General features: G+C 73.7%; 21 protein-coding genes, 1 tRNA gene and 1 pseudogene. 15 read left to right on the top strand and 8 right to left on the bottom strand.

The window, feature by feature from the left end:
* The first annotated feature begins 94 nt into the window (after positions 1 to 94).
* Positions 95 to 1,561: a pyruvate kinase gene (pyk, locus tag IR170_RS12970; RefSeq protein WP_193664624.1), complete on the top strand. Its 1,467-nt coding sequence runs from the start codon at positions 95 to 97 to the stop codon at positions 1,559 to 1,561.
* Positions 1,562 to 1,571: 10 nt separating this feature from the next.
* Here pyk and IR170_RS12965 read toward each other — a convergent pair whose 3' ends face one another.
* Both IR170_RS12965 and IR170_RS12960 read right to left on the bottom strand, forming a co-directional pair.
* The gene (locus IR170_RS12965) at positions 1,572 to 2,333 is read right to left on the bottom strand and encodes a helix-turn-helix domain-containing protein (RefSeq protein WP_193664621.1); all 762 of its coding nucleotides are present in this window, start codon (positions 2,331 to 2,333) and stop codon (positions 1,572 to 1,574) included.
* A gap of 49 nt (positions 2,334 to 2,382) precedes the next feature.
* A tRNA-Leu gene (locus tag IR170_RS12960) sits at positions 2,383 to 2,455 on the bottom strand.
* Between the two features lie 81 nt (positions 2,456 to 2,536).
* Between IR170_RS12960 and IR170_RS12955 the strand changes: the two genes are divergently transcribed.
* From IR170_RS12955 to IR170_RS12925, 7 genes are all read left to right on the top strand, one after another.
* Positions 2,537 to 2,728 carry a hypothetical protein gene (locus IR170_RS12955; protein WP_193664619.1) on the top strand — a complete coding sequence of 64 codons (192 nt, stop codon included), beginning with the start codon at positions 2,537 to 2,539 and terminating at the stop codon, positions 2,726 to 2,728.
* 126 nt (positions 2,729 to 2,854) lie between these two features.
* On the top strand, positions 2,855 to 3,478 hold the full coding sequence (locus IR170_RS12950; RefSeq protein ID WP_193664617.1) for an ANTAR domain-containing response regulator: 624 nt from the start codon (positions 2,855 to 2,857) through the stop codon (positions 3,476 to 3,478).
* A gap of 204 nt (positions 3,479 to 3,682) precedes the next feature.
* The gene (locus tag IR170_RS12945) at positions 3,683 to 5,089 is read left to right on the top strand and encodes an ABC transporter permease subunit (protein WP_193664614.1); all 1,407 of its coding nucleotides are present in this window, start codon (positions 3,683 to 3,685) and stop codon (positions 5,087 to 5,089) included.
* A gap of 10 nt (positions 5,090 to 5,099) precedes the next feature.
* Positions 5,100 to 6,095, top strand: coding sequence for a branched-chain amino acid ABC transporter permease (locus tag IR170_RS12940; RefSeq protein ID WP_056862536.1), 996 nt, complete (start codon positions 5,100 to 5,102; stop codon positions 6,093 to 6,095).
* Positions 6,085 to 6,987: an ABC transporter ATP-binding protein gene (locus IR170_RS12935; protein ID WP_056904499.1), complete on the top strand. Its 903-nt coding sequence runs from the start codon at positions 6,085 to 6,087 to the stop codon at positions 6,985 to 6,987. The genes IR170_RS12940 and IR170_RS12935 overlap by 11 nt, the downstream gene beginning before the upstream one ends.
* Complete coding sequence (locus IR170_RS12930; protein ID WP_056862538.1) at positions 6,984 to 7,769, top strand: ABC transporter ATP-binding protein; 786 nt, start codon at positions 6,984 to 6,986, stop codon at positions 7,767 to 7,769. Before IR170_RS12935 ends, IR170_RS12930 begins: the two co-directional genes overlap by 4 nt.
* A gap of 133 nt (positions 7,770 to 7,902) precedes the next feature.
* The gene (locus IR170_RS12925) at positions 7,903 to 8,688 is read left to right on the top strand and encodes a DUF1963 domain-containing protein (protein WP_193664612.1); all 786 of its coding nucleotides are present in this window, start codon (positions 7,903 to 7,905) and stop codon (positions 8,686 to 8,688) included.
* On the opposite strand, the gene IR170_RS12920 is transcribed toward IR170_RS12925, so the two are convergent.
* The gene (locus tag IR170_RS12920) at positions 8,669 to 9,688 is read right to left on the bottom strand and encodes a beta-carotene 15,15'-dioxygenase, Brp/Blh family (RefSeq protein WP_193664610.1); all 1,020 of its coding nucleotides are present in this window, start codon (positions 9,686 to 9,688) and stop codon (positions 8,669 to 8,671) included. The genes IR170_RS12925 and IR170_RS12920 overlap by 20 nt on opposite strands.
* 215 nt (positions 9,689 to 9,903) lie before the next feature.
* On the opposite strand from IR170_RS12920, the gene IR170_RS12915 reads away from it, so the two are divergent.
* On the top strand, positions 9,904 to 10,755 hold the full coding sequence (locus tag IR170_RS12915) for a bacteriorhodopsin-like (protein WP_193664605.1): 852 nt from the start codon (positions 9,904 to 9,906) through the stop codon (positions 10,753 to 10,755).
* 131 nt (positions 10,756 to 10,886) lie between these two features.
* Here IR170_RS12915 and IR170_RS12910 read toward each other — a convergent pair whose 3' ends face one another.
* Entirely contained in the window at positions 10,887 to 12,182 is a 1,296-nt protein-coding gene (locus IR170_RS12910; RefSeq protein ID WP_056904496.1) for an ABC transporter substrate-binding protein, read from the bottom strand.
* A gap of 165 nt (positions 12,183 to 12,347) precedes the next feature.
* On the bottom strand, positions 12,348 to 13,154 hold the full coding sequence (locus IR170_RS12905; protein WP_193664603.1) for a DUF554 domain-containing protein: 807 nt from the start codon (positions 13,152 to 13,154) through the stop codon (positions 12,348 to 12,350).
* Between the two features lie 128 nt (positions 13,155 to 13,282).
* On the opposite strand from IR170_RS12905, the gene IR170_RS12900 reads away from it, so the two are divergent.
* Positions 13,283 to 13,861 (top strand): GNAT family N-acetyltransferase, encoded by a 579-nt coding sequence (locus tag IR170_RS12900; protein ID WP_193664601.1) that lies wholly within the window; start codon positions 13,283 to 13,285, stop codon positions 13,859 to 13,861.
* Positions 13,862 to 13,915: 54 nt separating this feature from the next.
* Here the strand turns inward: IR170_RS12900 and IR170_RS12895 are convergent, their stop codons facing one another.
* Positions 13,916 to 14,359 (bottom strand): hotdog fold thioesterase, encoded by a 444-nt coding sequence (locus tag IR170_RS12895; RefSeq protein WP_193664599.1) that lies wholly within the window; start codon positions 14,357 to 14,359, stop codon positions 13,916 to 13,918.
* 88 nt (positions 14,360 to 14,447) lie between these two features.
* Here IR170_RS12895 and polA point away from each other — a divergent pair, with 88 nt between their 5' ends.
* On the top strand, positions 14,448 to 17,153 hold the full coding sequence (polA, locus tag IR170_RS12890) for a DNA polymerase I (protein ID WP_193664597.1): 2,706 nt from the start codon (positions 14,448 to 14,450) through the stop codon (positions 17,151 to 17,153).
* A gap of 58 nt (positions 17,154 to 17,211) precedes the next feature.
* Here the strand turns inward: polA and IR170_RS12885 are convergent, their stop codons facing one another.
* Positions 17,212 to 18,465: an oligosaccharide flippase family protein gene (locus IR170_RS12885; RefSeq protein WP_319805063.1), complete on the bottom strand. Its 1,254-nt coding sequence runs from the start codon at positions 18,463 to 18,465 to the stop codon at positions 17,212 to 17,214.
* A 131-nt stretch (positions 18,466 to 18,596) separates the two neighbouring features.
* Here IR170_RS12885 and IR170_RS12880 point away from each other — a divergent pair, with 131 nt between their 5' ends.
* Entirely contained in the window at positions 18,597 to 20,363 is a 1,767-nt protein-coding gene (locus IR170_RS12880) for a hypothetical protein (protein ID WP_193664595.1), read from the top strand.
* Positions 20,364 to 20,424: 61 nt separating this feature from the next.
* A complete protein-coding gene (locus IR170_RS12875; RefSeq protein WP_156697706.1) occupies positions 20,425 to 20,586 on the top strand; it encodes a hypothetical protein in 162 nt (53 codons plus the stop codon).
* 50 nt (positions 20,587 to 20,636) lie between these two features.
* Here the strand turns inward: IR170_RS12875 and IR170_RS12870 are convergent, their stop codons facing one another.
* On the bottom strand, positions 20,637 to 21,986 hold the full coding sequence (locus IR170_RS12870) for a glycosyltransferase family 4 protein (RefSeq protein WP_193664593.1): 1,350 nt from the start codon (positions 21,984 to 21,986) through the stop codon (positions 20,637 to 20,639).
* A gap of 46 nt (positions 21,987 to 22,032) precedes the next feature.
* On the opposite strand from IR170_RS12870, the gene IR170_RS12865 reads away from it, so the two are divergent.
* Together IR170_RS12865 and IR170_RS20560 are read left to right on the top strand one after the other, a co-directional pair.
* Positions 22,033 to 22,857 carry a class I SAM-dependent methyltransferase gene (locus IR170_RS12865; protein ID WP_319805062.1) on the top strand — a complete coding sequence of 275 codons (825 nt, stop codon included), beginning with the start codon at positions 22,033 to 22,035 and terminating at the stop codon, positions 22,855 to 22,857.
* Positions 22,854 to 26,045, top strand: a pseudogene (locus IR170_RS20560) (alpha-(1->3)-arabinofuranosyltransferase domain-containing protein); the annotation flags it as partial. The gene IR170_RS12865 and the pseudogene IR170_RS20560, both read left to right, overlap by 4 nt.
* Positions 26,046 to 26,505: the final 460 nt, after the last annotated feature.

Here is a 26,505-nt window from a genome sequence, read left to right as displayed (position 1 = left end):
ACACGCCGGCGGGAGCCCCTCGAGCGAGGGGCTCCCGCCGGTTTTGTCCGTGGAAAGTGTTGGAACGTTCCAAGACAGCGCTAGGGTGAGGGACGTGCGTAGAGCCAAGATCGTCTGCACCCTGGGTCCCGCGACCTCGTCGCCGAGGCGCATCCGTGAGCTGGTGTACGCCGGCATGGACGTCGCCCGGCTGAACATGAGCCACGGCAGCCACGCCGACCACGCGGAGAGCTACCGCCTGGTCCGCGAGGCCTCCGACGCCAGCGGTCACGGGGTCGGCATCTTCGCCGACCTGCAGGGCCCCAAGATCCGCCTGGAGCGCTTCGCCGACGGCCCGGTCGTGCTGCGCCGCGGCCAGGCCTGGACGATCACGACCCGCGACGTGCCCGGCGACATCGAGAGCTGCGGCACGACCTACAAGGGCCTGCCGGGCGACGTCGGCGTGGGCGACCCGATCCTGATCGACGACGGCAAGATCCGGCTGCGGGTCACCGGCGTCGACGACACCGACGTGACCACGGAGGTGCTGGTCGGCGGCAAGGTGTCCGACAACAAGGGCATCAACCTGCCCGGTGTCGCGGTCTCGGTGCCGGCGCTGTCGGAGAAGGACGTCGAGGACCTGCGCTTCGCGCTGTCCCTCTCGGTCGACTTCATCGCGCTGTCCTTCGTGCGCGACGCGAAGGACGCCGAGGACGTGCGGGCCATCATGCGCGAGGAGGGCGTCATGGTGCCCGTCATCGCCAAGATCGAGAAGCCGCAGGCCATCGAGAACCTCGACGAGGTCGTCGCCGCCTTCGACGGCATCATGGTCGCCCGCGGCGACCTGGCCGTGGAGTGCCCGCTCGAGGACGTGCCGTTCCTGCAGAAGCAGATCATCCAGAAGGCCCGGCTCAACGCGAAGCCGGTCATCGTGGCGACCCAGATGCTCGAGTCGATGATCTCCAGCCCCTCGCCCACGCGGGCCGAGGCCTCCGACGTCGCCAACGCGGTGCTCGACGGCTCCGACGCCGTCATGCTGTCGGGGGAGACCGGGGTGGGGGAGTACCCCGTCGTCACCGTCGAGACGATGGGCCGCATCATCTCCTCCACCGAGCGCCAGGCCCTCTCGGCCGGCGCCGTCGCCGGGGTCCGCGAGATCGACTGGGACCCCCACACCAACGGCGGCGTGATCGCCAAGGCGGCCGCCGAGGTCGCCGAGCGCGTGGGCGCCAAGTACGTCGTGGCCTTCACCCAGTCCGGTGACTCCGCCCGGCGGATGTCGCGGCTGCGCGGCCCGATCCCGATCCTGGCCTTCACCCCCGAGGCGGTCGTGCGCTCGCAGCTCTCGCTGAGCTGGGGTGTGGAGACCTTCAAGACCGCGCCCGTCGAGCACACCGACGAGATGGTGCGCCAGGTCGACGAGCAGCTGCTGCGCATCGGCCGCGTGCAGGAGGGCGACCTGGTGGTGATCATCGCCGGCGCGCCCCCCGGCATCCCGGGGTCGACCAACGCGCTGCGCATCCACCGGATGGGCGACGCGATCAACGAGGTCGCCCCCGCCTACCGTCGCCCGGAGGCCTGAGCCGCTCCGCTCAGGACTTGAGGCCGATGAGCGCGTCGAGGCGGGCGACGCCGGCGCGCGTGGAGACGCTGATCGTGCGGTGGGCCGACTGCCGCCAGGGCACCTCGACCAGGTCGAGGGCCCAGCAGCACAGGCCGCGGATGTCGGCCGAGGCGTTCACGAACTGCCAGCGGGGGTAGTCGTAGCGGCGCACCGTGCCGTCACGCAGCCGCCGCGACGTCCAGTTGGCGCTGCGCGAGCCGTCGGAGTGGAACAGCCCGCGCAGGAAGGCGGCGGGGTGCGCCTCGACCGCCTCGCGCTGCCAGGCCTCGAGCACGATCGGGCGCTCGTGCTTGCGGCCGGGTCCGTGCTGGGGGAACAGGCAGGGCCAGTGGCGCCAGTTGACGTGGACCACCGTCGTGCCAGGAGCGGACACCCGGAACACCCGGGCCCGCGGGCGGACCTGCGCGACCACCGTGGCCACGTCCTCCACGATGCCGGGCAGGGAGGCGTCACACGCGACCCGCAGCGACACGGTGCGCCTCTGCTGCGAGACGCAGCCGTCGCCGAGGTAGTAGCCGAGGAGGACGGCGTAGGGCTCAGCCGCCAGCGGAGCCTCGCCACACGTCGGGCAGTCGACGTCGCGCCGGCGGTGCCGATCCTCCCGCCAGCGCCCGAGCCGCCAGTCGCGGACGGTCGTGCGGGCCACCCCGAGGCGGCGCCCGATCTCGCTGTCGCTGGCGCCACCCTCGTGCTCCCGCCGGGCGGCGGCGACCAGCTCGTCGGGGTGCATGGCCCCAGGATCCCCTCACGCACCGACATTCCTGGGGGAGCCGTACGGGTGCCCCGGGTGGGATTCGAACCCACACTGCATGGTGTTTGAGACCATCGCCTCTGCCGTTGGGCTACCGGGGCCACGACGCGCGCAGACGCTACCCGACGGTGCTACGGGCTCGACAGTCGACAAAAGTCGACCAGATCACTACAGTTTGACTCATGGCGAGGGCAGTGATCGGCAGGGGCGGCCGCTGGGCGCCGTGGCGGTGGGCGCGCGCCAGCCACGAGCGCGCGGTGCGCAACGCCCGCGAGGGTGCCACCGACGCCGCCCGTCGGCGCCTCGAGCGGGCCGAGGTCGAGCTCTTCCTCGCCACGCCCCGCACGGCGCGGCGCGCGCAGCACCCGGCCTGACACCGAGGCGCCGCCTCCCGAGGCCCTCCTGCGCCTCCGACCGAGGTGGGCCGGGTGCAGGCCCCGCCGGTCGGCGCCCCACGGTCTCGCGCACGGCCGCGGCGCGGCGGACGATAGCCTGTCGCCGTGACCGACGCCCCCGCCCCCGCCGCGCCCAGCACCCGGACGGTCGTGATCGCCGAGGACGAGGTGCTCATCCGCATGGACCTCGCCGAGATGCTCACCGAGGAGGGCTGGTCGGTGGTGGGGCAGGCCGGCGACGGCGCCAAGGCCATCGAGCTGGCCGAGCAGCTGCGCCCCGACCTGGTCATCCTCGACGTGAAGATGCCGGTGCTCGACGGCATCGCCGCCGCCGAGTCCATCGCCGGTCAGCGGCTCGCGCCCGTCGTCATCCTCACCGCCTTCTCCCAGCGCGAGCTGGTCGAGCGGGCCCGCGACGCCGGCGCCATGGCCTACCTGGTCAAGCCCTTCACCCAGAGCGACCTGGTGCCGGCCATCGAGATGGCGGTCAGCCGCTTCGCCGAGGTGCTGCAGCTGGAGACGGAGGTCGCCGACCTCACCGATCGGCTCGAGACGCGCAAGGCCGTCGACCGGGCCAAGGGCATCCTCCAGGAGCAGCTGAAGGTCTCCGAGCCCGAGGCCTTCCGCTGGATCCAGAAGACTGCGATGGACCTGCGGCTCTCGATGCGCCAGGTGGCCGAGGGGGTCGTCACCCACGGCCCTGGCATCGCCTCCGGCCCCGGTTCCTGACCGCGGCGCCGGGCGGCGCCCGTCGGTCCCTGGACGACCCGCGCCCGTCTGCGCCCGGGTCGGGGGCCCCCGCGTGCCCGGGTGCCTGCATCAGGGTTGTCACCGTTTGGTGTCGGTCCGTCACAGAGCCCTTGCGCGAGCCCCGCCGACCCCTACACTCCTCGCAGCCCTCGCCGGAAGTGCGTGGAACGACAGGAGTTGTGTGTGGCTTCGCGATTGATGGCGCTCCTCGCGCTCGTGGCGGCCTCGCTGGTGGCGGTCCTGCTGCCACTGGCCGCCCACGCCGGGACGACGAGCCCCAGCCCCAGCCCGTCCAGCAGTCCGTCGGCGGAGTCCTCGGCCTCCCCCGGGGCCTCGCCCTCGGGTGACGCCGGCGCCCCGCAGCCGACGATCGGTCCTGACGAGACCGGCATCAACGTCCTCCTCACCGACAGCTCGAACCTCGACTCCGAGGGCAACGGCACGCCGATCCCCGACGTCGGCCTGACCGTCACCGACGAGTCCGACCAGGAGGTCGGCGAGGGCGTCACCGACGCCGAGGGACGCGCCATCATCGCCGTCCCGGCGAAGGGCACCTACACCGTGACCCTCGACGAGGCGACGCTGCCGGAGGGGGTGGAGCTCGACTCCGACACGCCCTCCTCGGTGACCGTCGTCGCGCGTCTCGACGGCCCCAACAACTTCGGCGCCTTCCCGATCGGCGTCGTCGCGGCCGACACCGCGACCTTCGCCGACAAGCTGGCCGCGGCCCTGGTGTCCGGGGTGAAGTTCGGCCTGATCGTGGCCCTGGCGGCCCTCGGCCTGTCGCTGATCTTCGGCGCCACCGGCCTGACGAACTTCTCCCACGGCGAGCTGATCACCCTGGGCGGCATCTCGGCCTACGTCGCCAACCGCACCTTCGGCCTGCCCGTCATCGTGGCCGGCATCGTGGCGGTGGTCGTCTGCGCGGCCTTCGGCTGGGCCCAGGACCGCGCGCTGTGGAGACCCCTGCGCGCCCGGGGCACCGGCCTGATCGCGATGATGATCGTCTCGATCGGCTTCGGGCTCTTCCTGCGCAGCCTCTACCAGTACTTCTTCTCCAGCTCGACCAAGTCGCTCTCGCAGTACACCAGCCAGGCGCGTGAGAGCTACGGGCCGATCGCGCTGGCCGACAAGGAGCTCGCGATCATCCTGATCGCGCTCGTGGCGATCGCCGCGGTCTGCGTGGCGCTCATGCGCACCCGCCTCGGCAAGGCCATGCGGGCGGTCTCCGACAACCCCGCCCTGGCCGCCTCCTCCGGCATGCGCGTCGACGGCGTCATCAGCTACGCGTGGATCCTCGGCACCGCGCTGTCCGGGCTCTCGGGCGTGCTGCTGGCCATCAACAGCCAGGTCAACTTCCTGATGGGCTTCAAGCTGCTGCTGCTGGTCTTCGCGGCGGTCACGCTGGGCGGCCTCGGCACCATCTGGGGCGCGCTGTTCGGCTCGATGGTGATCGGCCTGATGGTCGAGGTCGGCCCCCTCTTCGGGGTGCCCTCGTCGATCAAGGAGGTCGGCGCCCTCGTCGTGCTCATCCTCATCCTGCTGATCAGACCCCAAGGCATCCTGGGTCGTCGCGAGCGGATCGGTTAAGGACCCCGACATGGACTTCACAGACATCTTCTCGACGGCCCTGACCCAGGCCCTGGGTCCCAACGCCATCGTCTACGCGCTGGCCGCGATCGGCCTCAACATCCACTTCGGCTACACCGGCCTGCTCAACTTCGGCCAGGCCGGGTTCATGGCCGTGGGTGCCTACGGCCTCGCCGTCACCGTGGTCGTGGCCGGGCTGCCCTTCGGCGTGGGCCTGGTCATGGCCTTCGCCGCCCCGCTGCTGCTCGCCGTGCTGCTGGGGTTCCCGACCCTGCGGCTGCGGGCCGACTACCTCGCCATCGCCACCATCGCGACGGCGGAGATCCTGCGCCTGGTCTTCGGCTCGGTGGAGATGAAGGACTACTTCGGCGGCTCCAACGGGCTCACCGGCTACTCCAGCGTCTACAAGGACCTCAACCCCTACTCCGAGGGCATCGACTGGGGCATCGTGCGCTACAGCCGCGACGACCTCTGGTCGGTCACGGTGGGCTGGGTCCTCGTGGCCCTCGGCTGCCTCATCGTGTTCGCGCTGATGCGCAGCCCGTGGGGTCGCGTGCTCCGCTCGATCCGCGAGGACGAGGACGCCGTGCGTTCGCTGGGCAAGAACGTCTTCGCCTACAAGATGCAGGCGCTCATCCTGGGCGGCATGTTCGGTGGCCTGGCCGGTCTGTTCCTGGCCCTGAAGCAGTCCTCGGTCGTGCCGAGCGACTACTCCACCAACATCACCTTCTACGCCTACACCGCGCTGCTGCTCGGTGGTGCGGCCCGGGTGCTCGGTCCCGTGGTGGGCGCGATCATCTTCTGGTTCCTGCTGTCCGGCCTCGGCTCGTTCTTCGGCCAGGCCACCTCGGGCGTCGACCCGCTGATCCCCAGCTGGATCATGGACGACACCCAGTCCAGCCTCGTCCGCTTCATCATCACCGGACTGGCACTGATGCTGCTGATGATCTACCGACCACAGGGGATCTTCGGTGACCGGAGGGAGATCGCGATCGATGGACGCTGACTCGACAGGGCGCGCCGGCCTCGCCGGCGTCCCCACCGACCCCGGGGCCCGCAAGCCCGACCCGCTGATCGTCGGCGACAACATCTCCCGCGCCTTCGGCGGCCTCAAGGCCGTCGACGTGGAGCACCTGGAGATCCAGCGCGGCGTCATCACCGCGCTGATCGGGCCCAACGGCGCCGGCAAGACCACGCTGTTCAACCTGCTCACCGGCTTCGACACCCCCGACACGGGCGACTGGAGCTTCAACGGCAAGCCCCTCAGCGGGGTCGCCGCCTACAAGGTCGCCCGCCGCGGCATGGTGCGCACCTTCCAGCTGACCAAGGTGCTCTCCAAGCTGACCGTCATCGAGAACATGCGCCTGGGGGCGACCGGCCAGCGCGGCGAGCGCTTCTGGTCGGCACCCTTCAAGTCGCTGTGGTCCTCGCAGGAGGACGAGATCACGCGTCGTGCCGACGAGCTGCTGGTGCGCTTCAAGCTCGACGCCAAGCGCGAGGACTTCGCCGGCTCGCTCTCGGGCGGTCAGCGCAAGCTCCTCGAGATGGCGCGCGCGCTGATGGTCGACCCGGAGCTGATCATGCTCGACGAGCCGATGGCGGGTGTGAACCCGGCGCTCAAGCAGTCGCTGCTCGGCCACGTGCAGTCCCTGCGCGACGAGGGCCGCACCGTGCTCTTCGTCGAGCACGACATGGACATGGTGCGTCACATCTCCGACTGGGTCATCGTCATGGCGCAGGGCCAGATCGTCGCCGAGGGCACCCCGGCCTCGGTGATGGCCGACCAGCGCGTCATCGACGCCTACCTCGGCGCCCACCACGACACCGACCTCAGCGAGATGGACGAAGAGGCCATCATGGAAGAGGCCATGGCCGAGATCGAGGGGACCAAGGAATGAGCGGCACCACCGAGCCCGACAGCCCCGAGCGCCGCGCCCACGAGGCCGGCGCCGAGGGCGCCGTCCTGCGGGCCGACAACCTGATCGCGGGCTACCTCCCGGGTGTCAACATCCTCAACGGCGCCGACTTCTACTGCCAGCCCGGTGAGCTGGTCGGCATCATCGGACCCAACGGCGCCGGGAAGTCGACGCTGCTCAAGGCGCTCTTCGGCCTGGTCAAGATCCACACCGGCCAGGTCACGCTCAAGGGCGAGGCGATCACCAACAAGCGGGCCGACCAACTGGTGGCGCAGGGGATCGGCTTCGTGCCGCAGACCAACAACGTCTTCCCGAGCCTCACCATCGAGGAGAACCTCGAGATGGGCTGCTACCAGGCTCCCAAGACGTTCCAGGACCGCTTCGACTTCGTCACCGACCTCTTCCCGACCCTCGGCACCCGGCGCAAGCAGCGCGCGGGCTCGCTGTCGGGCGGCGAGCGTCAGATGGTGGCGATGGGCCGCGCTCTCATGATGGACCCGTCGGTCCTGCTGCTCGACGAGCCGTCGGCGGGTCTGTCGCCGGTGATGCAGGACGAGGTCTTCGTGCAGACCCGCAAGATCAACCAGGCCGGGGTCTCGGTCGTCATGGTCGAGCAGAACGCCCGTCGCTGCCTGCAGATCTGCGACCGCGGCTACGTCCTCGACCAGGGACGCAGCGCCTACACCGGCACGGGCCGCTCGCTGGCCGACGACCCGAAGGTCATCGAGCTCTACCTCGGCACGCTGGGCAAGCAGGCCTCCTGAGCCGGCCCCACCTCGGCTGCGGGAAGCGGTCCCGCTCCTGCGGGAGCAGGAGCGGGACCGCACCCGTGTCGCTGCCGGGTGTCGTCGACCGGGGGCCGGGTCCTCCTTGGCTGCCCTCTCCACGATGGGGGACATGACCGCACTCGCCCGGGAACACCTCGACGAGGCGGGCGCGAGGGCCTGGCTCGGGCTGCTCCGCCCGGCGGTGCTGCTGAGACCCGCCGGGCCGGGGGAGCCGGCGGTGGCGCGGCTCGGTGGGTCGCCCGACCTCCGACCGGGCGCCGACCGCCCGCGGTGGCCGGGTGAGGGTCCGCTGCGCCTCGTCGCCGAGGTGGACCTCGCCGCGGTGGCCGCCGCCGGCCTCGACGCCGGCCTGCGGCTGGCGAGCACCGGACGGCTGCACGCGTTCTGCTACGACGACCCCGACGGCACCGGTGCGATCGTCGACGCCGCCGATCCCGGCACCGCGGCGGGGTGGCGACTGCTCCACCTGGAGGGGGTCGGGCCGGCTCTGGGGGCACACGCCGCGCTCGCCGGCGTCCAGGTCCTCACCTGGCCTGACAGCGAGCACCCGGTGCTCGAGATCGCCGGGGTCGAGCTCCCCGACGCCATGGAGGAGCGTCTGGGGGAGCCGCTCGACGACGCGGTCGGTGAGGACGCGGTCGGTCACCAGCTCGGAGGCTGGGCCCGTCCGGTGCAGGGAGCGGTGGAGTGGGAGGCGGCCGAGGCCCGGCTGGGCGCGGCGACGTGGGACGAGGAGCACCGCCGCGAGGCGCTGCGGTGGCGCCCGCTGCTGCAGGTCGACGGCGGTGCGGACTCCGCCTGGGGCGACGCGGGCTGCCTCTACTGGCTCGCCCGCACCGACGGCACACGACCGCCGGAGCCCTCCGAGCTGGGCTTCACCTGGCAGACCGGCTGAGTCGGCCGGGGTGCCGGGCGCGGTGGTCGCTCCACAGCACGACCAGCATGTGCGGCACTGTCAGGGCCAGCAGGAGCAGCAGCGTCGTGGCGAGCGCGCGGCTCGGGTCGGCGGCGCGCACGGACCCCGCGAGGAGGGCGGCGAGCACGGCCGTGGCCGCGAGGGTGGGCCACGCGGCGCGGCCGGCCAGGACGCGCACCGCTCGGGCGGGGTCACCCGCGGCGACCCAGGAGGCGCAGCGCTGGTCGTCGAGCAGCAGGCGGGCGCAGTGGCGCAGACCGTGCCAGCCGCCGAACCACAGGGCGAATGCGGCGAGCGGCGGCACGACCGCCCCGAGGAGGCCGAGCACCAGCACGTCGGCGGCGACCTGACGCTGGCCCGCCCGCAGCGCGGCCGTCGTCGCCACCGCTGCGGCCGCGACCCAGGTCGCGGCGAGCGCGGCCCGCGCGACGGGCTCGCCCAGGAGCGGCCCGAGCCCGGGGGAGACCGCGGTGCCGACGTCGACCAGGAGCGGCCCGGCGCGGGCCAGCGGCAGCAGCAGGGCGCCGGCTCCCGCGAGAGCGACCGCGACCGACACGACGGGGCCGGGCCGCCACCCGGAGACCTCCCTGACGACCTCGAGCTCGCCGAGGCCGAAGTGCACCACGCTGAGCAGCAGCACCGCGACCAGGGCCACCGGCCCCGCGGTGGCGAGCAGGACCCAGCTCACCGCGGCGACCGCGGCGTACGCGAGGGCGAGCACGGGCCACGGCCGGCGGGCGAGCCGCGCGGCCACGAGGTGGTCGACGGCACCGTGGGGCAGGCCGAGGAGCAGCCCGGCGCCCGCGACGGCGAGCACGAGGGGGCCCGAGACCCCGGAAGGGACCGGTGCCGCCGCCAACGCGACGGCCCCGCCGACGGCCACGACCGCGAGTCGGCGCGACCAGCGGGACGCGGTGCGGAGCACGTCGACGCGCGCCGGCCCGCCGGCGGGGGCGAGTCGGGGCTCGAGGACGGTCACACCGCGAGTATCGACCTCGGCGACGGCCTCGGGGACCCCACGACGGCAAAATCTCAACAAAAGATTGAAATATCTTGTTGAAGTTCGTGTAGAGGTCCACACTGAGGCTGCGTCAGCGGCCCACCACGGCCCGCATCGGCGCAGGTCAGCGCCACTTGCGCTGACCTGAGGGCGCCGTCGCCCTCCTCGGCCACACGTCAACGGAGGTCGTTCCAGTGATTCCCGATCAACTCACCCAGGGCCAGTACGACACGGTCTACAACCTGCTGTCGCTGGTCATCGCGGCCCAGCTGTTCACCGCGCTGTTCCTCGTCGCCGCCCAGCCCCGCGTGCTGCCGCGCTACCGGCAGGCGCTCCTGGTCTCCGCGGTGGTGTGCGGCATCGCCGCCTACCACTACTTCCGCATCTTCAGCTCCTTCAAGGAGGCCTTCGTCACCGACGCGGTCGGGGGCGAGGGCACCTACACCCAGGCCGTCGGTGCGTCGTTCAACGAGGGCTACCGCTACGTCGACTGGCTGCTCACGGTGCCGCTCCTGCTCGTGGAGCTCGTCGTCGTGCTCGCCCTGGCCCGCAAGCTCCAGGCGTCGCTGCTGTGGCGGCTCGTGCCGGCCTCGGCGCTGATGATCGTCCTGGGCTACCCGGGAGAGATCAGCGACAGCGACGCCCTGCGCCACGTGTTCGGCCTGCTGTCGACCCTGCCCTTCCTCTACATCCTCTACGTGCTCTTCGTGGAGCTGACCCGGTCGCTGGACCGCCAGCCGCCGGCGGTGCGCCAGACCATCTCTCGGCTGCGGATCCTGCTCTTCGCCTCGTGGGGGGTCTACCCGATCGCCTACCTGCTGCCCCTGCTCGGCCTCGACGGCTCCGACGCCTGGGTCGGCAAGCAGGCCGGCTACTCCATCGCCGACATCCTGGCCAAGGCGCTCTACGGCCTGCTCATCTACCGCATCGCGCGCCTGAAGTCCTTCGCCGACGACCCGGCCTTCGAGGCCGCGGAGGAGGGCACGGCGCACGAGCGGCCCGCCGCGACGCGGGACCGCGGGGCGTCCACCACCACGGTGGCCTGAGCGGGGGGACCGGTGCGCGCGTCGCCCGGTCCCTCCCGCTCCCGTCCGGGCGGGACGGCGCAGGGCCCCGGAGCGGTGCTCCGGGGCCCTGCGGATGAAGCGGGTGCTGGTGGCGCGGTGCCGCGGTCGGCTCAGATGTCGCCGCTGATGTAGTCCACCGGCGAGATCTTGTTCTGCGCGTCGTACTCGTAGATGCCGATCGACGCCGAGGTCGGGCTGCCCAGGTCGCTCAGCTCGATGGGGCCGGAGACACCGTCGTAGTCGATGTCCTCGCCGTCGGCCAGCAGGCCGGCGCACTCCTCGAAGGTGGTGCACTTCGTGCCCTCGCGGGTCACGTCGGGGATCTGCTCGGCGATGGCGTCACCGGCGTCGCTGTCGGCCGCGATCGCGGCCAGGGCGGAGACGATGGTGGCGTCGTAGGACTCCGCGGCGTAGGCGTAGTCCTTCAGGTTGTCGTCGACCGTGGCCAGGCGGTCCTTGAAGTCGGCCGCGGTCTCGGCGCCCGGGATCGTGCCCTTGGTGCCCTCGAGGGTGCCGTCGGGCAGCGGAGCGGTGGCCGACTTGTCGTAGTTGGCGGTGTTGCCGTCGACGAAGTAGGTCGGCAGGTCCTGCGGACCGGCGCCGGCCTGGATGAGCTGCGGGATGATCGAGGTGGTCTCCTCGAAGGCGACCAGCACGACGGCGTCGGCGCCGGAGCCCGCGATCTCCTCCACCTGCGAGTCGTAGGACTGGGCCTTCTCGCCGTAGAACACGGTGGCGGCGACCTGGCTGCCGGCGTTCTCCAGGTTGGTGGCGATCTGCTCGGCCAGGGTCTCGCCGTAGGCGTCCTGGCGGGCGAGGATCGCGACGTTCTGGCGGCCGTCCTGCAGCAGCAGGTTGGCCATGACCGCACCCTGGAGGATGTCGGAGGGGGCGGTGCGGAAGTAGTTGTCCGGCTCCGCGTAGTCGCCCTCGTCGAAGGCGGTGGAGGTGTTGGCCGGGGAGAACATGACCGCGCCCGAGGACATGATCTTGTCGATCACGGTGAGCGAGACGCCCGAGGACGCGGCACCGACGATGACGTCGGCGCCCCCGTCGAGGAGCTTGTCGGTCTCGGCCGGGGCGATGCCGGAGTCGGTGTCGCCCGAGTCGCCGCGGACGCTCTCGACGTCGGCGCCGAGGACGCCGCCGGCCTCGTTGATGTCGTTGACGGCCAGGTCGACGCCGGCGAACTCCGGCGGGCCGAGGAAGGCGAGGCTGCCGGTCTGCGGGAGCAGCGTGCCGAACACCAGGGTGCCGTCGCCCTCCGCGGTCGGGGCCGAGGACCCGCTGTCGGAGCTGGTGGAGCTGGGCTCCTCGTCGCCCGAGTCGCTGCCGCAGCCTGCGAGCACCATCGCGCTGGCAGCCGCAACGGCGGCGAGGCGGATCGTGGTGGATCTACGCTTCATCTGTCCTCCGGGATCTCGTGGCGCCGTGGTCGGGGTCACGGCACAGGAGGCAACCTAGTGCGCAAGGGCCGCTTTGGTACCCCGCTTGCGCAGGCTGAAACGTTTGTGGCCGATTCGTGACCTTGGGGCCGGATCGGCGCCCCCGGGGGCCCCGTCACGCGAGGATCAGCGGTACGCCGCGAGCGCCGTCACCAGCAGCGGGGCCACGAGCAGCGCCGGCAGCAGGTCGGCCACGGCCACCTCGCGGATGCGCAGCAGCCGCAGCGCGACCCCGACGAGCAGCAGCCCGCCGGTGGCCGTGATCGCGGCGAGCTGGGCGTCGGGGAGCACGTCGCCCAGCGCGAGCCCGACCAGGGTCAGCCCGCCCTGCACGGTGACGACGGTGAGCACCGAGGCGGCCACGCCCCACCCGAAGGAGGCCGCGAAGGCGATGGCGGCGAAGAAGTCGAGGGTCGACTTCAGGTAGAGCTGGTCGGCGCCGTTGCCGAGGCCGTCGTTGAGGGAGCCCAGGATGGTCAGCGGCCCGGTGCAGAAGACCAGCGAGGCCACGACGAAGCCCTCGACGAAGCGTCGGCGCCGCTCGCCCGCCGCCGCTCCCGGTCCTGCGGCGTCCGTCGCCGCGGCGTCCGGTGCTGCGTCACCCGGCCCGGGGCCCCCGCCGAGGCGGCGCTGCAGCCAGGCCCCCAGCTGCTCGACGCGCTGCTCCAGGCGCAGCGTGGAGCCGACGATCCCGCCGACCAGCATGGCGCCGAGGACCACGAGCATCGGGGCGCTGCTGCCGACGGCGTCGCTCAGGTCGGGGGAGAGCACCTCCATCGCCGAGGTGGCGGCGATGAGCAGTGTGACGAGGCCGAGGGCGTCGGTGACCAGCTCGCGGGTGCGGGTCGGCAGCCGGTTGCCCAGCAGGACGCCCAGCCCGGAGCCCAGCAGGACGGTCGCGACGTTGACGAGCGTGCCGGCACCGGGGATCACGGGACTCCTCTGACAGTCGATCGGGAGGGAGCGTAGTCTCGACGGCGCGTCACACGCACGAAGGGGGCTCGCCGGGGGGCGCCCACCAAGGACGGGCCCTGCCGAGGGCCCAGGGGAGGGTCGGGTCGATGACACGCTCGCAGGTCTCGCTGCGGCCCGCCGCGGTCGCCGACGCCCTGTTCCTGGCCGAGCTGTGGGCCGACTCGCTGCGTCGCACCGACCTGCAGGAGCAGGTCGCCGACCTCGAGGTCGTCATCAAGTCGGCCGCCGACTCCCCCGAGCAGCGGCTGCTCGTGGCCGAGCACGACGGTGAGCCGGCCGGGGCGGTCTACCTCCGCGTGGCCACGGTCAGCCCGATCAACCTCGAGCCGGTCGTGCAGGCGCTCTCGCCCCACGTGCTGCCGGCCTACCGCCGTCGCGGCATCGGCCGCACCCTCATGGAGTCGGCCGTCGCCTACGCCGAGGAGCTCGGCGTCGCCCACGTCATGACCGCGGCCGACTCCGGCTCCCGCGACGCCAACCGCTTCATGGCCCGCCTCGCGCTCGCCCCGCAGGCGACCGTCAGGGTCGCCGCCACCGCGCTGGTGCGCAGCAAGATCGAGGCCCAGCGCCCCGGCACCGGGCGCGGGCTCACCAGCCGGCAGCGCGGGCAGGTGCTCGCCGCCCGCCGCTCGCTGCGGCGCAAGGAGTCCCAGGCCGAGGCCTGAGCCCGCTCCGTCGACAGCGCCCCGGCCGGTCCGAGGACCACCCGGGGCGCCGGGTCACATGCCCAGCTGCTCCTTGGGCACCAGCGCGCAGGTGATGCGCGCGGTGCAGACCCGCTTGCCGCGCTCGTCGGTCACCACGACCTCGAAGCACGCCGAGGAGCGCCCCAGGTGCACCGGGGTCGCGGTGCCCGTCACCAGGCCCGCGGTCGCCGAGCGGTGGTGGGTCGCGTTGATGTCGACGCCCACCGCGACCTTGCCGAGCGGGTCGGCGTGCAGCGCCGAGCCCATCGAGCCGAGGCTCTCGGCCAGCACGACCGAGGCGCCGCCGTGCAGCAGGCCGTAGGGCTGGGTGTTGCCCTCGACGGGCATGGTCGCCACGACCCTGTCGGCGGAGAACTCGACGAGCTCGATGCCCATCTTCTCGTTGAGCCCACCCATGCCGTGGGGCAGGGAGGCCATCAGGTCGTCGGTGGACCGGGGTGCGGGGGTCTCGCTCATGGGGCTCAACCTAGCGGGGGTCGCGACACCGGCCGGGCCCTCCGGCGGCGCGGGTGGCGGTGTCCCCGGCGACGGATAGAGTCGCCGGGTGCCCGAGACGACGCCCGCTCCCGACGCCTCCGCCCGCCCGCGACTGCTGCTGCTCGACGGCCACTCGCTGGCCTACCGCGCCTTCTTCGCGCTGCCGGTGGAGAACTTCTCGACCACCACGGGTCAGCACACCAACGCCGTCTACGGCTTCACCTCGATGCTCATCAACGTGCTCCGCGACGAGCAGCCGACGCACCTCGCGGTGGCCTTCGACGTCTCCCGGCAGACCTTCCGGCTGGAGGAGTACTCCGAGTACAAGGCCAAGCGCAACAAGACCCCCAGCGAGTTCGGCAGCCAGCTGCCGCTGATCGAGGAGGTCCTCGGGGCGCTGCGGGTGCCGTTCCTGAAGAAGGACGGCTTCGAGGCCGACGACATCATCGCCACGCTGGTGACCCAGGCCCAGGCCGACGGCATGGACGTGCTGGTGCTGACCGGCGACCGCGACTCGCTGCAGCTGGTCACCGAGGCCTGCACGGTGCTCTACCCCATGCGCGGCGTCTCCGACCTGGCCCGGATGACCCCGGAGGCCGTGGAGACCAAGTACGGCGTGCCCCCGCACCGCTACCCCGAGCTGGCCGCGCTGGTCGGCGAGGACTCCGACAACCTCCCCGGCGTGCCCGGGGTCGGCCCGAAGACCGCGGCCAAGTGGATCGCGCAGTACGACGGCCTCGACAACGTCATCACCCACGCTGACGCCATCAAGGGCAAGGCCGGCGACAACCTGCGCGCCCACCTCGGCGACGTGATCCGCAACCGTCGCCTCAACGCCCTCGTGCGCGACCTCGACCTCGAGCTGCTGCCCGCCGACCTCGCGATGCGTCCCTGGGACCGCCAGGAGGTCCACACCCTCTTCGACGGGCTGGAGTTCCGCGTGCTGCGCGACCGGCTCTTCGAGACCCTGACCTCGGAGGAGGAGGTCGACGGTCCCGGCTTCGAGGTCGGCGGCACCACCCTGGGCGCCGACGAGCTGGGCCCGTGGCTGGAGGAGACCGGCGACGGCGTCGTGGGTCTGCACGTGCGGGGCGCGTGGGGCGCCGGCTCCGGTCGCGTCGACGGCCTCGCGCTGGCCGCCCCCGGTGACCGCACGGCCTACGTCGACACCGCCACCCTGACCCCCGCCGACGACGCCGCGCTGGCGGCGTGGCTCGGCGACGCCGCCCGGCCCAAGGTGCTCCACGACGCCAAGGGCCCGGTGCTGGCGCTGGCCGCCCACGGCTGGACCCTGCGCGGCCTGCAGAGCGACACCGCGATCGCGGCGTACCTCGTGCGGCCCGACCAGCGCTCCTACGACCTGGCCGACCTCACGCTGCGCTACCTGCGCCGCGAGCTGCGCGAGGAGACCGACGGCGACCAGGGCCTGCTCTTCGACGAGGACGAGGCCGTCGCCGACGTCGCGATGCTGCGCGCCCGCGCCGTCGTCGACCTCGCCGAGGCCCTCGACACCGCGGTGGAGGAGCACGGCGGGCGCGAGCTCATGGCGCAGGTCGAGCTGCCGCTGGTGGAGCAGCTCGCCCGCATGGAGCAGGTCGGCATCGCCGTCGACACCGACCACCTGGAGGCGCTGGAGTCCCACTTCGCCGACGAGGTCAAGCAGGCCGCCGACGAGGCCTTCGCCGTCATCGGCAAGGAGATCAACCTCGGCTCGCCCAAGCAGCTGCAGGTGGTGCTCTTCGACGAGCTCGACATGCCCAAGACCAAGCGCACCAAGACCGGGTGGACCACCGACGCCGACGCGCTGCAGGCGCTCTACGTCAAGACCGAGCACCCGTTCCTGCTGCACCTGCTGCGCCACCGCGACGTCATCCGGCTGCGCCAGACCATCGAGGGCCTGCTCAAGACCGTGGCCCCCGACGGGCGCATCCACACCACCTACAACCAGACGATCGCCGCCACCGGCCGGCTCTCCAGCACCGACCCCAACCTGCAGAACATCCCGATCCGCACCGAGGAGGGTCGGCGCATCCGCGAGGCCTTCGTGGTCGGTCGCGGGGCCGACGGCGCCGACTTCGAGTGCCTGATGACCGCCGACTACAGCCAGATCGAGATGCGCATCATGGCCCACCTCTCCGAGGACGCCCTGCTCATCGAGGCCTTCAGGTCGGGGCGCGACTTCCACTCGATCACCGCGGCCCGGGTCTTCGACACCCCGGCCGACGCGGTCACCGTCGAGCAGCGGGCCAAGATCAAGGCGATGAACTACGGCCTGGCCTACGGCCTCTCGGCCTTCGGGCTCTCCCAGCAGCTCGGCATCGAGCCGGGCGAGGCCCGCGGGCTGATGGAGGAGTACTTCGAGACCTTCGGCGGCATCCGCGACTACCTCGAGGGCATCGTCGAGGAGGCCCGTCGCTCGGGCTTCACCGAGACCATCATGGGTCGCCGTCGCTACCTGCCCGACCTCACCAGCGACAACCGTCAGCGCCGCGAGATGGCCGAGCGGATGGCGCTCAACGCCCCCATCCAGGGCTCGGCCGCCGACATCATCAAGGTCGCGATGCTGCGGGTGGAGGAGGCGATCGCCGCCGAGGGCCTGCGCTCGCGGATGCTGCTCCAGGTGCACGACGAGCTCGTGCTCGAGGTCGCCGCCGGAGAGCGGGAGGCCCTCGAGGCCCTCGTGCGCACCCACATGGGCGGCGCCGCCGACCTGGCCGTGCCGCTCGACGTCTCCGTCGGCACCGGCCGCAGCTGGCACGACGCGGCCCACTAGCCACCCCCGGCCGGCCGGCCGCTCCCGTCGCCGGTGGTGCCGGAGGGCGCGGGCGGGCTCAGTCGCCGACGCGCGCCGGTGCCGCCTCGGGGGCGACGGCCGGGCGGTCGAGCAGGGCCAGGGTGAGCAGGCACACGAAGAGGCAGGCGTCGATGACGACGACCAGCACGATGAGCGAGCCCACCGACTCCACCGTCAGCGCTCCCGCGACGAGCACGACGAGCCCGGTCCACAGCGCCAGGATCGCGCGGCCCTGGCGACGGGCCAGGGCGGAGTAGAGGAGCAGCTGCAGCATCGCCAGCAGGGTGCCGACGATGGCGAAGAGCCACAGCTCGGACTTGATGTCGTCGAAGTCGGAGCCGCCGACGAAGAGCAGCGCCAGGTCGGGCAGGAGCAGGGTGCCGCCCAGAGCGCACGCCCCGAGGACCGCGGTGGTCGACAGCGACAGCAGCAGGGCGCGACGGCTGGCGCCGTCGGAGGCCATGCTGGGGAAGGCGATGACCACCACGAACTGCGGCAGGAAGAGCACCGCCTTGACCAGGATCAGACCGGCGGCGTAGAGGCCCGCCTGGTCGTCGGGCAGCACGGCGCGGGCGACCAGGATGTCGGCGTTGGAGAGGGCGAAGAAGGCGAAGAGGGCCTGGCTGCTGCGACCGACCTCGCGCAGCAGCTCCACGCCGGGGTGGCCCTCGGGGGTCTCGACCTCGGGCCGGGGGCGCCGCAGCGCGACCCAGCCGACCAGCACCGGCAGCCAGGCGCCGAGCGCCACGCCGAGCATCGCGGCGAACTCGGTCGGCCACACCGCCATCAGCCCCAGTCCGCAGGCGACGCGGCCGAGCCCCTGGGTGAGGTAGACCAGGGCCAGCGGCTCCCAGCGGCGCTCGCCCTGGAGCACCCCGGCCTGCGCACCCATGAGGGTCAGCGGCGCCGCCGCGAGGGCGACCAGCATCGCGGTGGGCAGGCTGCGGAGCTGGAGCACGGTGTTGAGCACGGGGGAGGCGAGCAGGCACAGCGCGCCGAGTCCCAGCGCGCTGCGCACCCCGACGCCGAGCACGACCCGCTCGATCTCCTCGGTCTGCGCCGGCGCCGCCGAGATCCGCCGGGCACCCGTGGCCTGGAGGCCCAGCGACAGCACGTTGACCACGAGCAGGACGCCCATGAGGGCGGAGAAGGCACCGAAGGGCTCGCGGCCGAGCAGGTGCGCCGCGGCCACGGTGTAGCCGTAGGTGGCGACGTTCATGACGCCCATCGCCACGGCGATCGAGGCGCCGCCGCGCAGGCGCCGGGTCGTCGGCGCGGTCGTGGAGGTCACGGGCACGAACACTACGACGGGGCGCGCCGCCGGTGGTGCCCGGACGCTCCGGCCGGGGTGGTTGGATCACCGCGACCCCGCGCGCGACGGACGACGAGGGCGTCGACGACGAGGGGAGGACGAGGGGCACCGTGACCGACACCGGACAGCACGACCCCTCCGAGCGCCGCGCGGTCGACCCCCGGCCCACACCGCCCTGGCTGGTGCCGCTGTGGTCGCTGCTCCTGGCGGTCCTGCTGCTCGGGCCGGCCCTCGCGCCGGGCTACGTGCTGAGCTTCGACATGGTGTGGGTGCCCGACCTGGCCCTGCGTCCCGACGTGTGGGGGCTGGGCTCGGGGCTGCCGCGGGCGGTGCCCTCCGACGCGGTGGTCGGGCTGCTCGACGAGGTGGTCGGCGGCATGGTGCTGCAGAAGCTCGTGCTCCTGGGGAGCCTGGTCGCCGGCGGCGTGGGGGCCGCACGGCTGGCGCCCGGGCCGACGCCGGTGCGGCTGCTCGCCGTCGGGCTGTGGCAGTGGAACCCCTTCGTGGTCGAGCGGCTCGTGCTCGGCGCCTGGCCCGTCCTGGTCGCCTACGCCGCGCTGCCGTGGCTGCTGCTGCTCGCGCGGGAGTGGCGCGCCGGGGGGCGTGTGCCCCGCCGGCTGTGGCTGGTGGTGCCGCTCGCCTGCCTGAGCGCCAGTGCAGGCCTGGCCTCGGCGCTCGTGCTCGTGCTGGCCGCCTGGGGGCGCGGCCGGCGTCGCGCGGTGCTGGCGATGGCGGCGGCCGGCAACGCGCCGTGGCTGGTGGCCGGGGCGCTGCACGCGTCGGTGGCGACGACCGACGCGGCGGGCGCGCGTCTCTTCGCGCTGCAGGGGGAGGGCGCGGTGCCGGGGCCGCTGGCCGCGCTGACGCTGGGCGGGGTGTGGAACGTCGAGGTCGTGCCGCCCAGCCGCCTGGGCGCCACGGGGTGGGTGGCGCTCGTCGTGCTCACGGCGCTGGCGCTGCTCGGCTCGCGCGCGTGGTGGCGGGCGACGGTGGCGCGGGAGCGGGGGGTGCTGCTGGCCGCGTGGGCGACCGGGTGGCTGCTCGCCGTGCTCACCTGGGCCGCCCCCGACGCGCTCGGCTCGCTGGCGGCGAGCGTGCCGGGCCTCGGCCTGCTGCGCGACGGGTCGCGGCTGCTGCTGCTGTGCGCGCCGCTGCTGGTGCTCCTCGTGGCCCACGGCGCCGGTGTGCTGCTCGCGCTGGCGCGTCGCCCGGCGACCCCGGTGCTGCCGCTGGCGGTGGCGGGCGCCGCGGTCCTGCTGCCCGTCGCGCTGCTGCCCGACGCGACGTGGGGCGCGGCGGGCCGGCTGGGCGCCGTCGACTTCCCGTCGTCGTGGGCCGCGGCCCGCCCGGTGGTCTCGGCCGCCGCCGCGTCCAGCGGGGGCGACGTGCTCGTCCTGCCCGCCTCGAGCTACCGCCAGCCGGCGTGGAACGACGACCGCAAGGTGCTCGACCCCCTCGGTCGCTACCTGGCGCCCGACTACGTCGCCGACGACTCCCTCGTGGTCGACCGCACGGCCGTCGCCGGGGAGGACCCCCGGGCCCGCGCGGCGCTGGCCGCGCTCGACGCGGGCACCCCCGAGGCCGCCGCCACGGACCTCGCCGCCCTGGGCGTCGCGGTGGTGGTGGTCGACCTCGAGGCCGCCGCCGCCCTCTCCGCCGACGTGCCCGAGGTGGCCGGGCAGGTGCTGGTCGACGGGCCCGGGCTGCGGGTCGTGCGCCTCGGCGGGGTCGAGGCCGACCCGGCCCCGCGCACCTGGGTCGTCGCGCTGGTGCTCGCCTGGGCGGCGTACCTGGGGGGCCCCGCGGTGGTGTGCGTGCTCGCCCTGGCGACCGGAGCACGGGCCACGGCGCGCCGCGTGCTCCGGAAGTCGGCGTGAACTCCGCCTGAGACGGCCGTCACTGTTACGCTTCCCCGGAACTCAGGGAGGGGTTTACACAGTGGGAACTATTCTCAGCACGGTCGCGGCCGTCCTCGTCGGCGGCGCCATGGCCACCGCCACCATCGTCGGTGTCGTCTCGTCGCAGACGCAGAAGCCCGATCAGAGCCCGGTGAGCGTCACCGACGCCTCGCAGGTCGTGGGCTACGGCTCGACCAACTGACGCAGCGGCGCAGCGGCGCCGTCACCCAGCGTGCCCGGAGGGGCCGGAGGTCATCGCGACCGCCGGCCCCTCCTGGCGTCCAGGGCCCGCCGGGCCCGTGCGAGCGGGCCGGCGCCCGTGCCCCCGCGCCGCGCCCGCGAGCGGCGGGGCCGCACGTCGGCGACCACCTCGGGGTCCTGGCTCGCGACGTGGCGCCCCTCCACCGCGGCGAGCAGCACGAGGGCGAAGGCCTGCTGGGCGGCCTCCCAGGTGTAGGTGCGGCTGACGCGCCGGGCGCCCTCGCCCAGCCGCTCGCGCAGGGCGTCGTCGGTGAGCACAGACCGCAGGGCGTCGGTGAAGGCGGTCTGGTCGTCGACCAGCAGGCCCGAGTCGCCGTCCTCGACCGACTCCTGGGTGCCCCCGGCGGAGCGGTAGGCGACGGTGGGGGTGGCGTGCATGCCGGCCTCGCCGATCACCAGGCCCCAGCCCTCCTTGAGCGAGGGCAGGGCGAGCACCCAGGCGCGCTCGTAGACCTCGTGCTTGCGCTCCTCGGTGACGTGGCCCTCCAGCGTCACCAGGTCGTCGGCGCCGACGGCCGCGACGTGCTCGGCCAGCTGCGCCTCCCACCAGCCGCTGCCGACGACGCTGAGGTGCAGGCCGGGCACCTCCTCGCGCAGCGCGACGACCGCGTCGACGGCGTGCTCGACCTGCTTGTGGGGCACCACCCTGCCGACGACGGCGACGAGCGGCCGGGGGGAGGGGCCGGGGTCGACCGGCACCCACGGGTCGGTGCCGTTGTGCACCACGGCGACCCGGGGGCCGCGCACCCCGAGCGCCCGCAGCTCGCGGGCGGTGGCGCGCGAGACGGCGACGTACTGGGAGCGGTGGTAGAGCCTCGGTGCGAGGCGCCGCTCGATCCACCAGCCGACCCGGCCCACCAGCCCGGGGTAGACCACGGGCCACTGCTCGCGGTGCACGTGGTGCACGAGCACGACGACGGGGGCACGGGTGACGAGACGGCTGAAGAAGGGCAGGCCGTTCTGCACGTCGACGACCACGTCGGGGTCGCCGAGGTCGCCGCGGCGCAGCGCGCGCATGCCCTCGAGGTAGACCGAGAGCTTCGTGCCGCGCCGCACGAACCGGACGCCGTCGACCACCTGCTCGGGCGGTGCCGCGGCGTGGGCGGCGCAGAAGACGGTGACCTCGCAGCCGCGCGCGACCAGCCCCGCCGCCATCTTCTCCAGGTAGCGCTCCGCGCCCCCGCCCTCGGGGTTGCTGGTGTCGCGCCAGCTGAGGAACACCACCGAGGTGCCGGCCAGCGAGGCGGCCAGCGGGTCGGCCAGCGGGTCGGCCAGCGGGTCGGCCAGCGGGTCGGAGGACGGGTCGGCCGGGCGGTCGGCCGGGGACGGGCGAGCGTGCATCCGGCGGACACTACCAACGCGGCTACCAGCGGGTAGTCTCGCCGCCGTGCGTCGCCCCAGCTCCCTCCTGCCCCGTCGCCGACCCGGCGAGGTCCGAGCCTCCGGACGCGGGCGTGGCCGGGTGTTCCCGACCGGCCCGCGCAGCGCTCGTCGCCGCGCGACCTGGGGGCGGGCGACCCGGTTGCTGGGGGAGTTCCGCCACGAGCAGAGCGATCCCGCGCGCTTCTACACCGCGCTCGCCGACGACTCCGCGACCCAGCTGGGGTCCTACGTCGACCTGCGCGGCGCCACCCTGCTCGACGTGGGCGGCGGGCCGGGCTACTTCCGCGACGCGTTCCGCGCGGCGGGGGCGACGTACTTCTCCCTCGACTCCGACGTCGGCGAGCTCTCCGGCCTCGGTGGCATCGCCGGCGGCACGGTCGTCGGCAGCGGGATGCGGCTGCCCTTCCGCGACGGCGCGGTCGACGTCTGCTACTCCTCCAACGTCCTCGAGCACGTCTCCGACCCGTGGCTGATGTGCGAGGAGATGCTGCGCGTCACCCGGCCCGGCGGCACGACGTTCATCAGCTGGTGCCTGTGGTGGGGTCCGTGGGGCGGCCACGAGACCTCGCCGTGGCACCTCGTGGGCGGCCGCTACGCGCGTCGCCGCTACGCCCGCAGGCACGGCCACGAGCCGAAGAACAAGTACGGCGAGTCGCTGTTCGCCGTCACCGTCGCCGCCGGGCTCGACTGGGCGGCGCGCCAGCAGGACGCCGAGGTCGTGGCCGTCCTACCGCGCTACAACCCCCGCTGGTCGTGGTGGATGCTGCGCGTGCCGGTGCTGCGCGAGGTCGTGACCTGGAACCTCGTGCTGGTGCTGCGCAAGCGATGACCGCCACCTTCCGGCTGCGGCTGCTCGCCGCGTGCCTGGTGGTCGTGGGGGTGGCCTTCGTCCAGGACCCCGGCTACCTCGTCGCCGACACCAAGCTCGACCTCGCCGTCGCGCCCGCCGACTTCCTGGGCCGGGCCCTGCACCTGTGGGACGGCGAGGGAGCCTTCGGCCAGCTGCAGAACCAGGCCTACGGCTACCTGTGGCCGATGGGACCGTTCTTCCTCCTCGGCGGGCTCCTCGACCTGCCCGGCTGGGTGGTGCAGCGGCTGTGGGTGGGCCTGGTCATGGCGGTGGCGCTCAGCGGGGCCGCGCGGGTCACCCGCGCGCTGGGGGTGCGCTCCGACCTGGCCTGCCTCACGGCCGGCTTCGCCTTCGCGCTCTCGCCGCGGCTGCTGACCACGCTCGGCCCGATCAGCATCGAGGCGTGGCCCAGCGCCCTGGCGCCCTGGGTGCTGCTGCCGCTGGTGCGCGGTGCCACGGTGGGCTCGCCCCGCCGTGCCGCGGCCCTCTCCGCCCTGGCGGTCGCCATGGTCGGCGGCGTCAACGCGGCCGCGACCTTCGCGGTGCTGCCGCTGGGCGTGGTGTGGCTGCTCACGCGCACCCCCGGCCCGCGGCGGCGCGCCCTGATGCTGTGGTGGCCGCTGTTCACCCTGCTCGGCACGCTGTGGTGGCTGGTGCCGCTCTTCGTGATGGGCGCCTACAGCCCGCCGTTCCTCGACTACATCGAGACGACGTCGGTCACGACCTTCCCGACTACGCTCTTCGACGTCCTGCGCGGCACCTCGAACTGGGTGCCCTACGTCGACCCCGCCTCGCGCGCCGGCAACGACCTGATCACCACCGCGACCCTCGTGCTCAACAGCGGCGTGGTGCTGCTGCTCGGGGTGGCCGGTCTGGCCCACCGGCGCACGCCGCACCGCTCCTTCCTCGTGCTCTCGGTGCTCCTCGGCGTGCTTATGGTCGGGGCCGGCCACACCGGGGCGGTCGAGGGCTGGTGGGCCGCCGACGTGCGCGGGCTGCTCGACGGCGCGCTGGCGCCGCTGCGCAACGTGCACAAGTTCGACCCCGTGCTGCGTCTGCCGCTGGTGGTGGGGCTGGCCCTCGTGCTCGACCGGGTGCTGGCGCGGGGCCGCGACGACCGTGCCGACGTCGACGCCCCGCAGGGGCCCGGCGCCGGTCCGCAGGCGCGCCTGGAGCGGGTCAACCGCACCGCCGTCGTCGGCATGGCCCTGGCGGTCGTGGCCGGTGCGGCGCTGCCGGCGGCCCTGGGCCGGGTGACCCCGGCGGGCGCGACCCTCGGGGTGCCGTCGTACTGGGAGCAGACCGCGGCGTGGCTGGCGGCCGAGGACGACACGGACCCGGGCGGCACCGACCTGCTCGTGCCGGGCTCGGCCTTCGGGGAGTACGTGTGGGGCGGCCCGCGCGACGAGCCGCTGCAGTGGCTGGCCGACGCGCCCTGGGCGGTGCGCAACGTGATCCCGCTGACCCGCCCGGGCAACATCCGCATGCTCGACGCGATCGAGGAGCGGCTGGCCCAGGGCGAGGGGTCGGCGGCGCTGGTGGCCTACCTGCAGCGCGCCGGGGTCGAGCACCTCGTGGTGCGCAACGACCTGGCCCGCGACGGCGACGTGCCCGACCCCGTGCTGGTGCACGCCGCCCTGGCCGACAGCCCGGGGCTGGAGCGGGTGGCGACCTTCGGGCCCGACGTCGGCGGTGGCTCGCTGCTCGACGAGGTCGACGGCGAGCGGGTGCTCGTCAACGGCGGCTGGCAGTCGCTGCAGGCCGCGGTGGAGGTGTGGGCGGTGCCCGACGGCGGTGGGCTCGCGGTGGGCACCGAGCAGCCCGTGGTCGTGGCCGGCGGCCCCGAGGACCTGCTGGACCTGTCGCGGCTCGGGCTCCTCGACGACACCCCGACCGTGCTCGCCGCCGACGGTGCGGAGGGCGCGGGTGCCCTGGTCGGCGACGACGGCGGCCTCGAGGCCCCGGTGGTGCTGACCGACGGGCTCCGCGCCCGCGAGCGTGGCTTCGGGAGGCTGCACGATGCGGCATCACCGGTACAGACCCGTGACGAACTCGCCAGTCCAGACGGACCAGCCGACGACTACCGATTTGCTGACAGCCACTCCTGGTTGACAGTGGCGCGGCTTGAGGGCGCTGCCGGTCTCGCGGCGTCATCGTCCGCAGCAGATGCCGACGCGGTGGGCGGGTCGCAGCGAGCCGCTTTGGCATACGCCGCGATCGATGGCGACCCGACGTCAGCTTGGACGACTGCGCCCTTTAGTGCCGCGACTGGAACGTGGCGAGTTGATCTCGAAACCCCTATTGACGGCGGGGTGGCCAACCTCGTGGGGGGCTCCAACGCGACCTCAGAGCAATTGGTGAGGCTGCGTACGGAGTCGGGTATCGGCGGGGAAATTCGACTTGGGCCCGGTGACGTGCGCGAGACCGTCCTGCCGGCCGGGGAGACCAGCTGGGTCCAGGTCGAGGACGCCTCCGGGGTGCCCGGCCGTGCGCTGTCGCTGGCCGAGGTCGCGCTGCCCGGGGTCGACGTACGCCGCCGGCTCGTGCTGCCGACCCTGCCCGAGTCGTGGGGCGACCCGGCCGCGGTCGTGCTGCGACGCGACCGCGACGCCCGCCGCGGCTGCGTCGTCGTGGACGGCGACGTGCGCTGCGTGGCCGGCCGCGACCGCGACGACGAGGAGGCCGCCGGCCTGAGCCGCGCGTTCACCCTCGACGCCGCCTCGGCGTGGGACACCCGACTGAGCCTGGTGCCGCGCGGCGGACCGGAGCTGGACCGGCTCGCGCTGCGCGACCAGCCGGTGTCGGTCGACGTCAGCAGCACCGCCGTGCCCGACCCGCGCGGTGGTGCCCTGGCCGCCGTCGACGGCGACCCCGGCACCACGTGGACCGCCGACCCCGAGGACCTGCGCCCGGCGTTGGAGCTCTCCTGGCTCGGGCAGCGCACGCTGCGACGGATCGCGGTCGACGTCGACGAGGACGCCGCCGTGCGGGCCCCGACCCGGCTGCGTCTCATCTGGCCCGACGGGCAGCGCACCGTCGACCTCGAGGACGGACGGGCGCGCCTGGCCCCGATCCGCACCGACCGGCTCCGCCTCGAGGTGCTCGAGGCCGACGGCACCACGAGCCTCGACTTCGCCGCCGCCGGGATCGACCTCGGGGTGGGGATCTCCGAGCTCGACCTGGGTGGGGTGGAGTACCTCCCGCTGGCGCTGCCCACCGAGCCGGTGGCCTACCCCTGCGGCACCGGCCCCGACGTCGTCGTCGACGGCGAGACGCTCCCCACCGCGCTGGAGGCCGCGCCCGCCGACCTCGCCCGCGGCGAGGTCGTCGACGGCCGCCTGTGCGGCGGCGCCACCCTCGACCTGCCCGCCGGCGAGGTGCTGGTCGACGCCCCCAGCAGCGCCGCGCTCGCCGTCGACGCGCTCGTGCTCACCGACCCCGCGCAGGCCGCCCTCCCGCTGGGCGCGGGGGAGCAGGCACTGCCGTGGCGCCGGACCCCGGACACCCGCACGGTGGAGCCCGCCGCCGGCGACGCGCTCGTGGTGCTGCGGCAGAACGCCAACACCGGCTGGCGGGCCTCGCAGGACGGGGTCGACCTGACCCCGGTGGTCGTCGACGGCTGGCAGC

It is taken from the genome of Nocardioides kribbensis, from assembly GCF_015070375.1.
Classification (GTDB): Bacteria; Actinomycetota; Actinomycetes; order Propionibacteriales; family Nocardioidaceae; genus Nocardioides; species Nocardioides kribbensis.
This window is presented reverse-complemented; position numbering and strand designations above follow the sequence as displayed.

Bases quoted from the DNA above. Each gene is read 5' to 3' on its own strand.
- IR170_RS12935 (WP_056904499.1), top strand. From the start codon at position 6,085: ATGGACGCTGACTCGACAGGGCGCGCCGGCCTCGCCGGCGTCCCCACC.
- IR170_RS12940 (WP_056862536.1), top strand. From the start codon at position 5,100: ATGGACTTCACAGACATCTTCTCGACGGCCCTGACCCAGGCCCTGGGT.
- IR170_RS12955 (WP_193664619.1), top strand. From the start codon at position 2,537: ATGGCGAGGGCAGTGATCGGCAGGGGCGGCCGCTGGGCGCCGTGGCGG.
- IR170_RS12930 (WP_056862538.1), top strand. From the start codon at position 6,984: ATGAGCGGCACCACCGAGCCCGACAGCCCCGAGCGCCGCGCCCACGAG.
- IR170_RS12870 (WP_193664593.1), bottom strand. From the start codon at position 21,986: ATGCACGCTCGCCCGTCCCCGGCCGACCGCCCGGCCGACCCGTCCTCC.
- IR170_RS12910 (WP_056904496.1), bottom strand. From the start codon at position 12,182: ATGAAGCGTAGATCCACCACGATCCGCCTCGCCGCCGTTGCGGCTGCC.
- IR170_RS12965 (WP_193664621.1), bottom strand. From the start codon at position 2,333: ATGCACCCCGACGAGCTGGTCGCCGCCGCCCGGCGGGAGCACGAGGGT.
- IR170_RS12900 (WP_193664601.1), top strand. From the start codon at position 13,283: ATGACACGCTCGCAGGTCTCGCTGCGGCCCGCCGCGGTCGCCGACGCC.
- IR170_RS12895 (WP_193664599.1), bottom strand. From the start codon at position 14,359: ATGAGCGAGACCCCCGCACCCCGGTCCACCGACGACCTGATGGCCTCC.
- IR170_RS12925 (WP_193664612.1), top strand. From the start codon at position 7,903: ATGACCGCACTCGCCCGGGAACACCTCGACGAGGCGGGCGCGAGGGCC.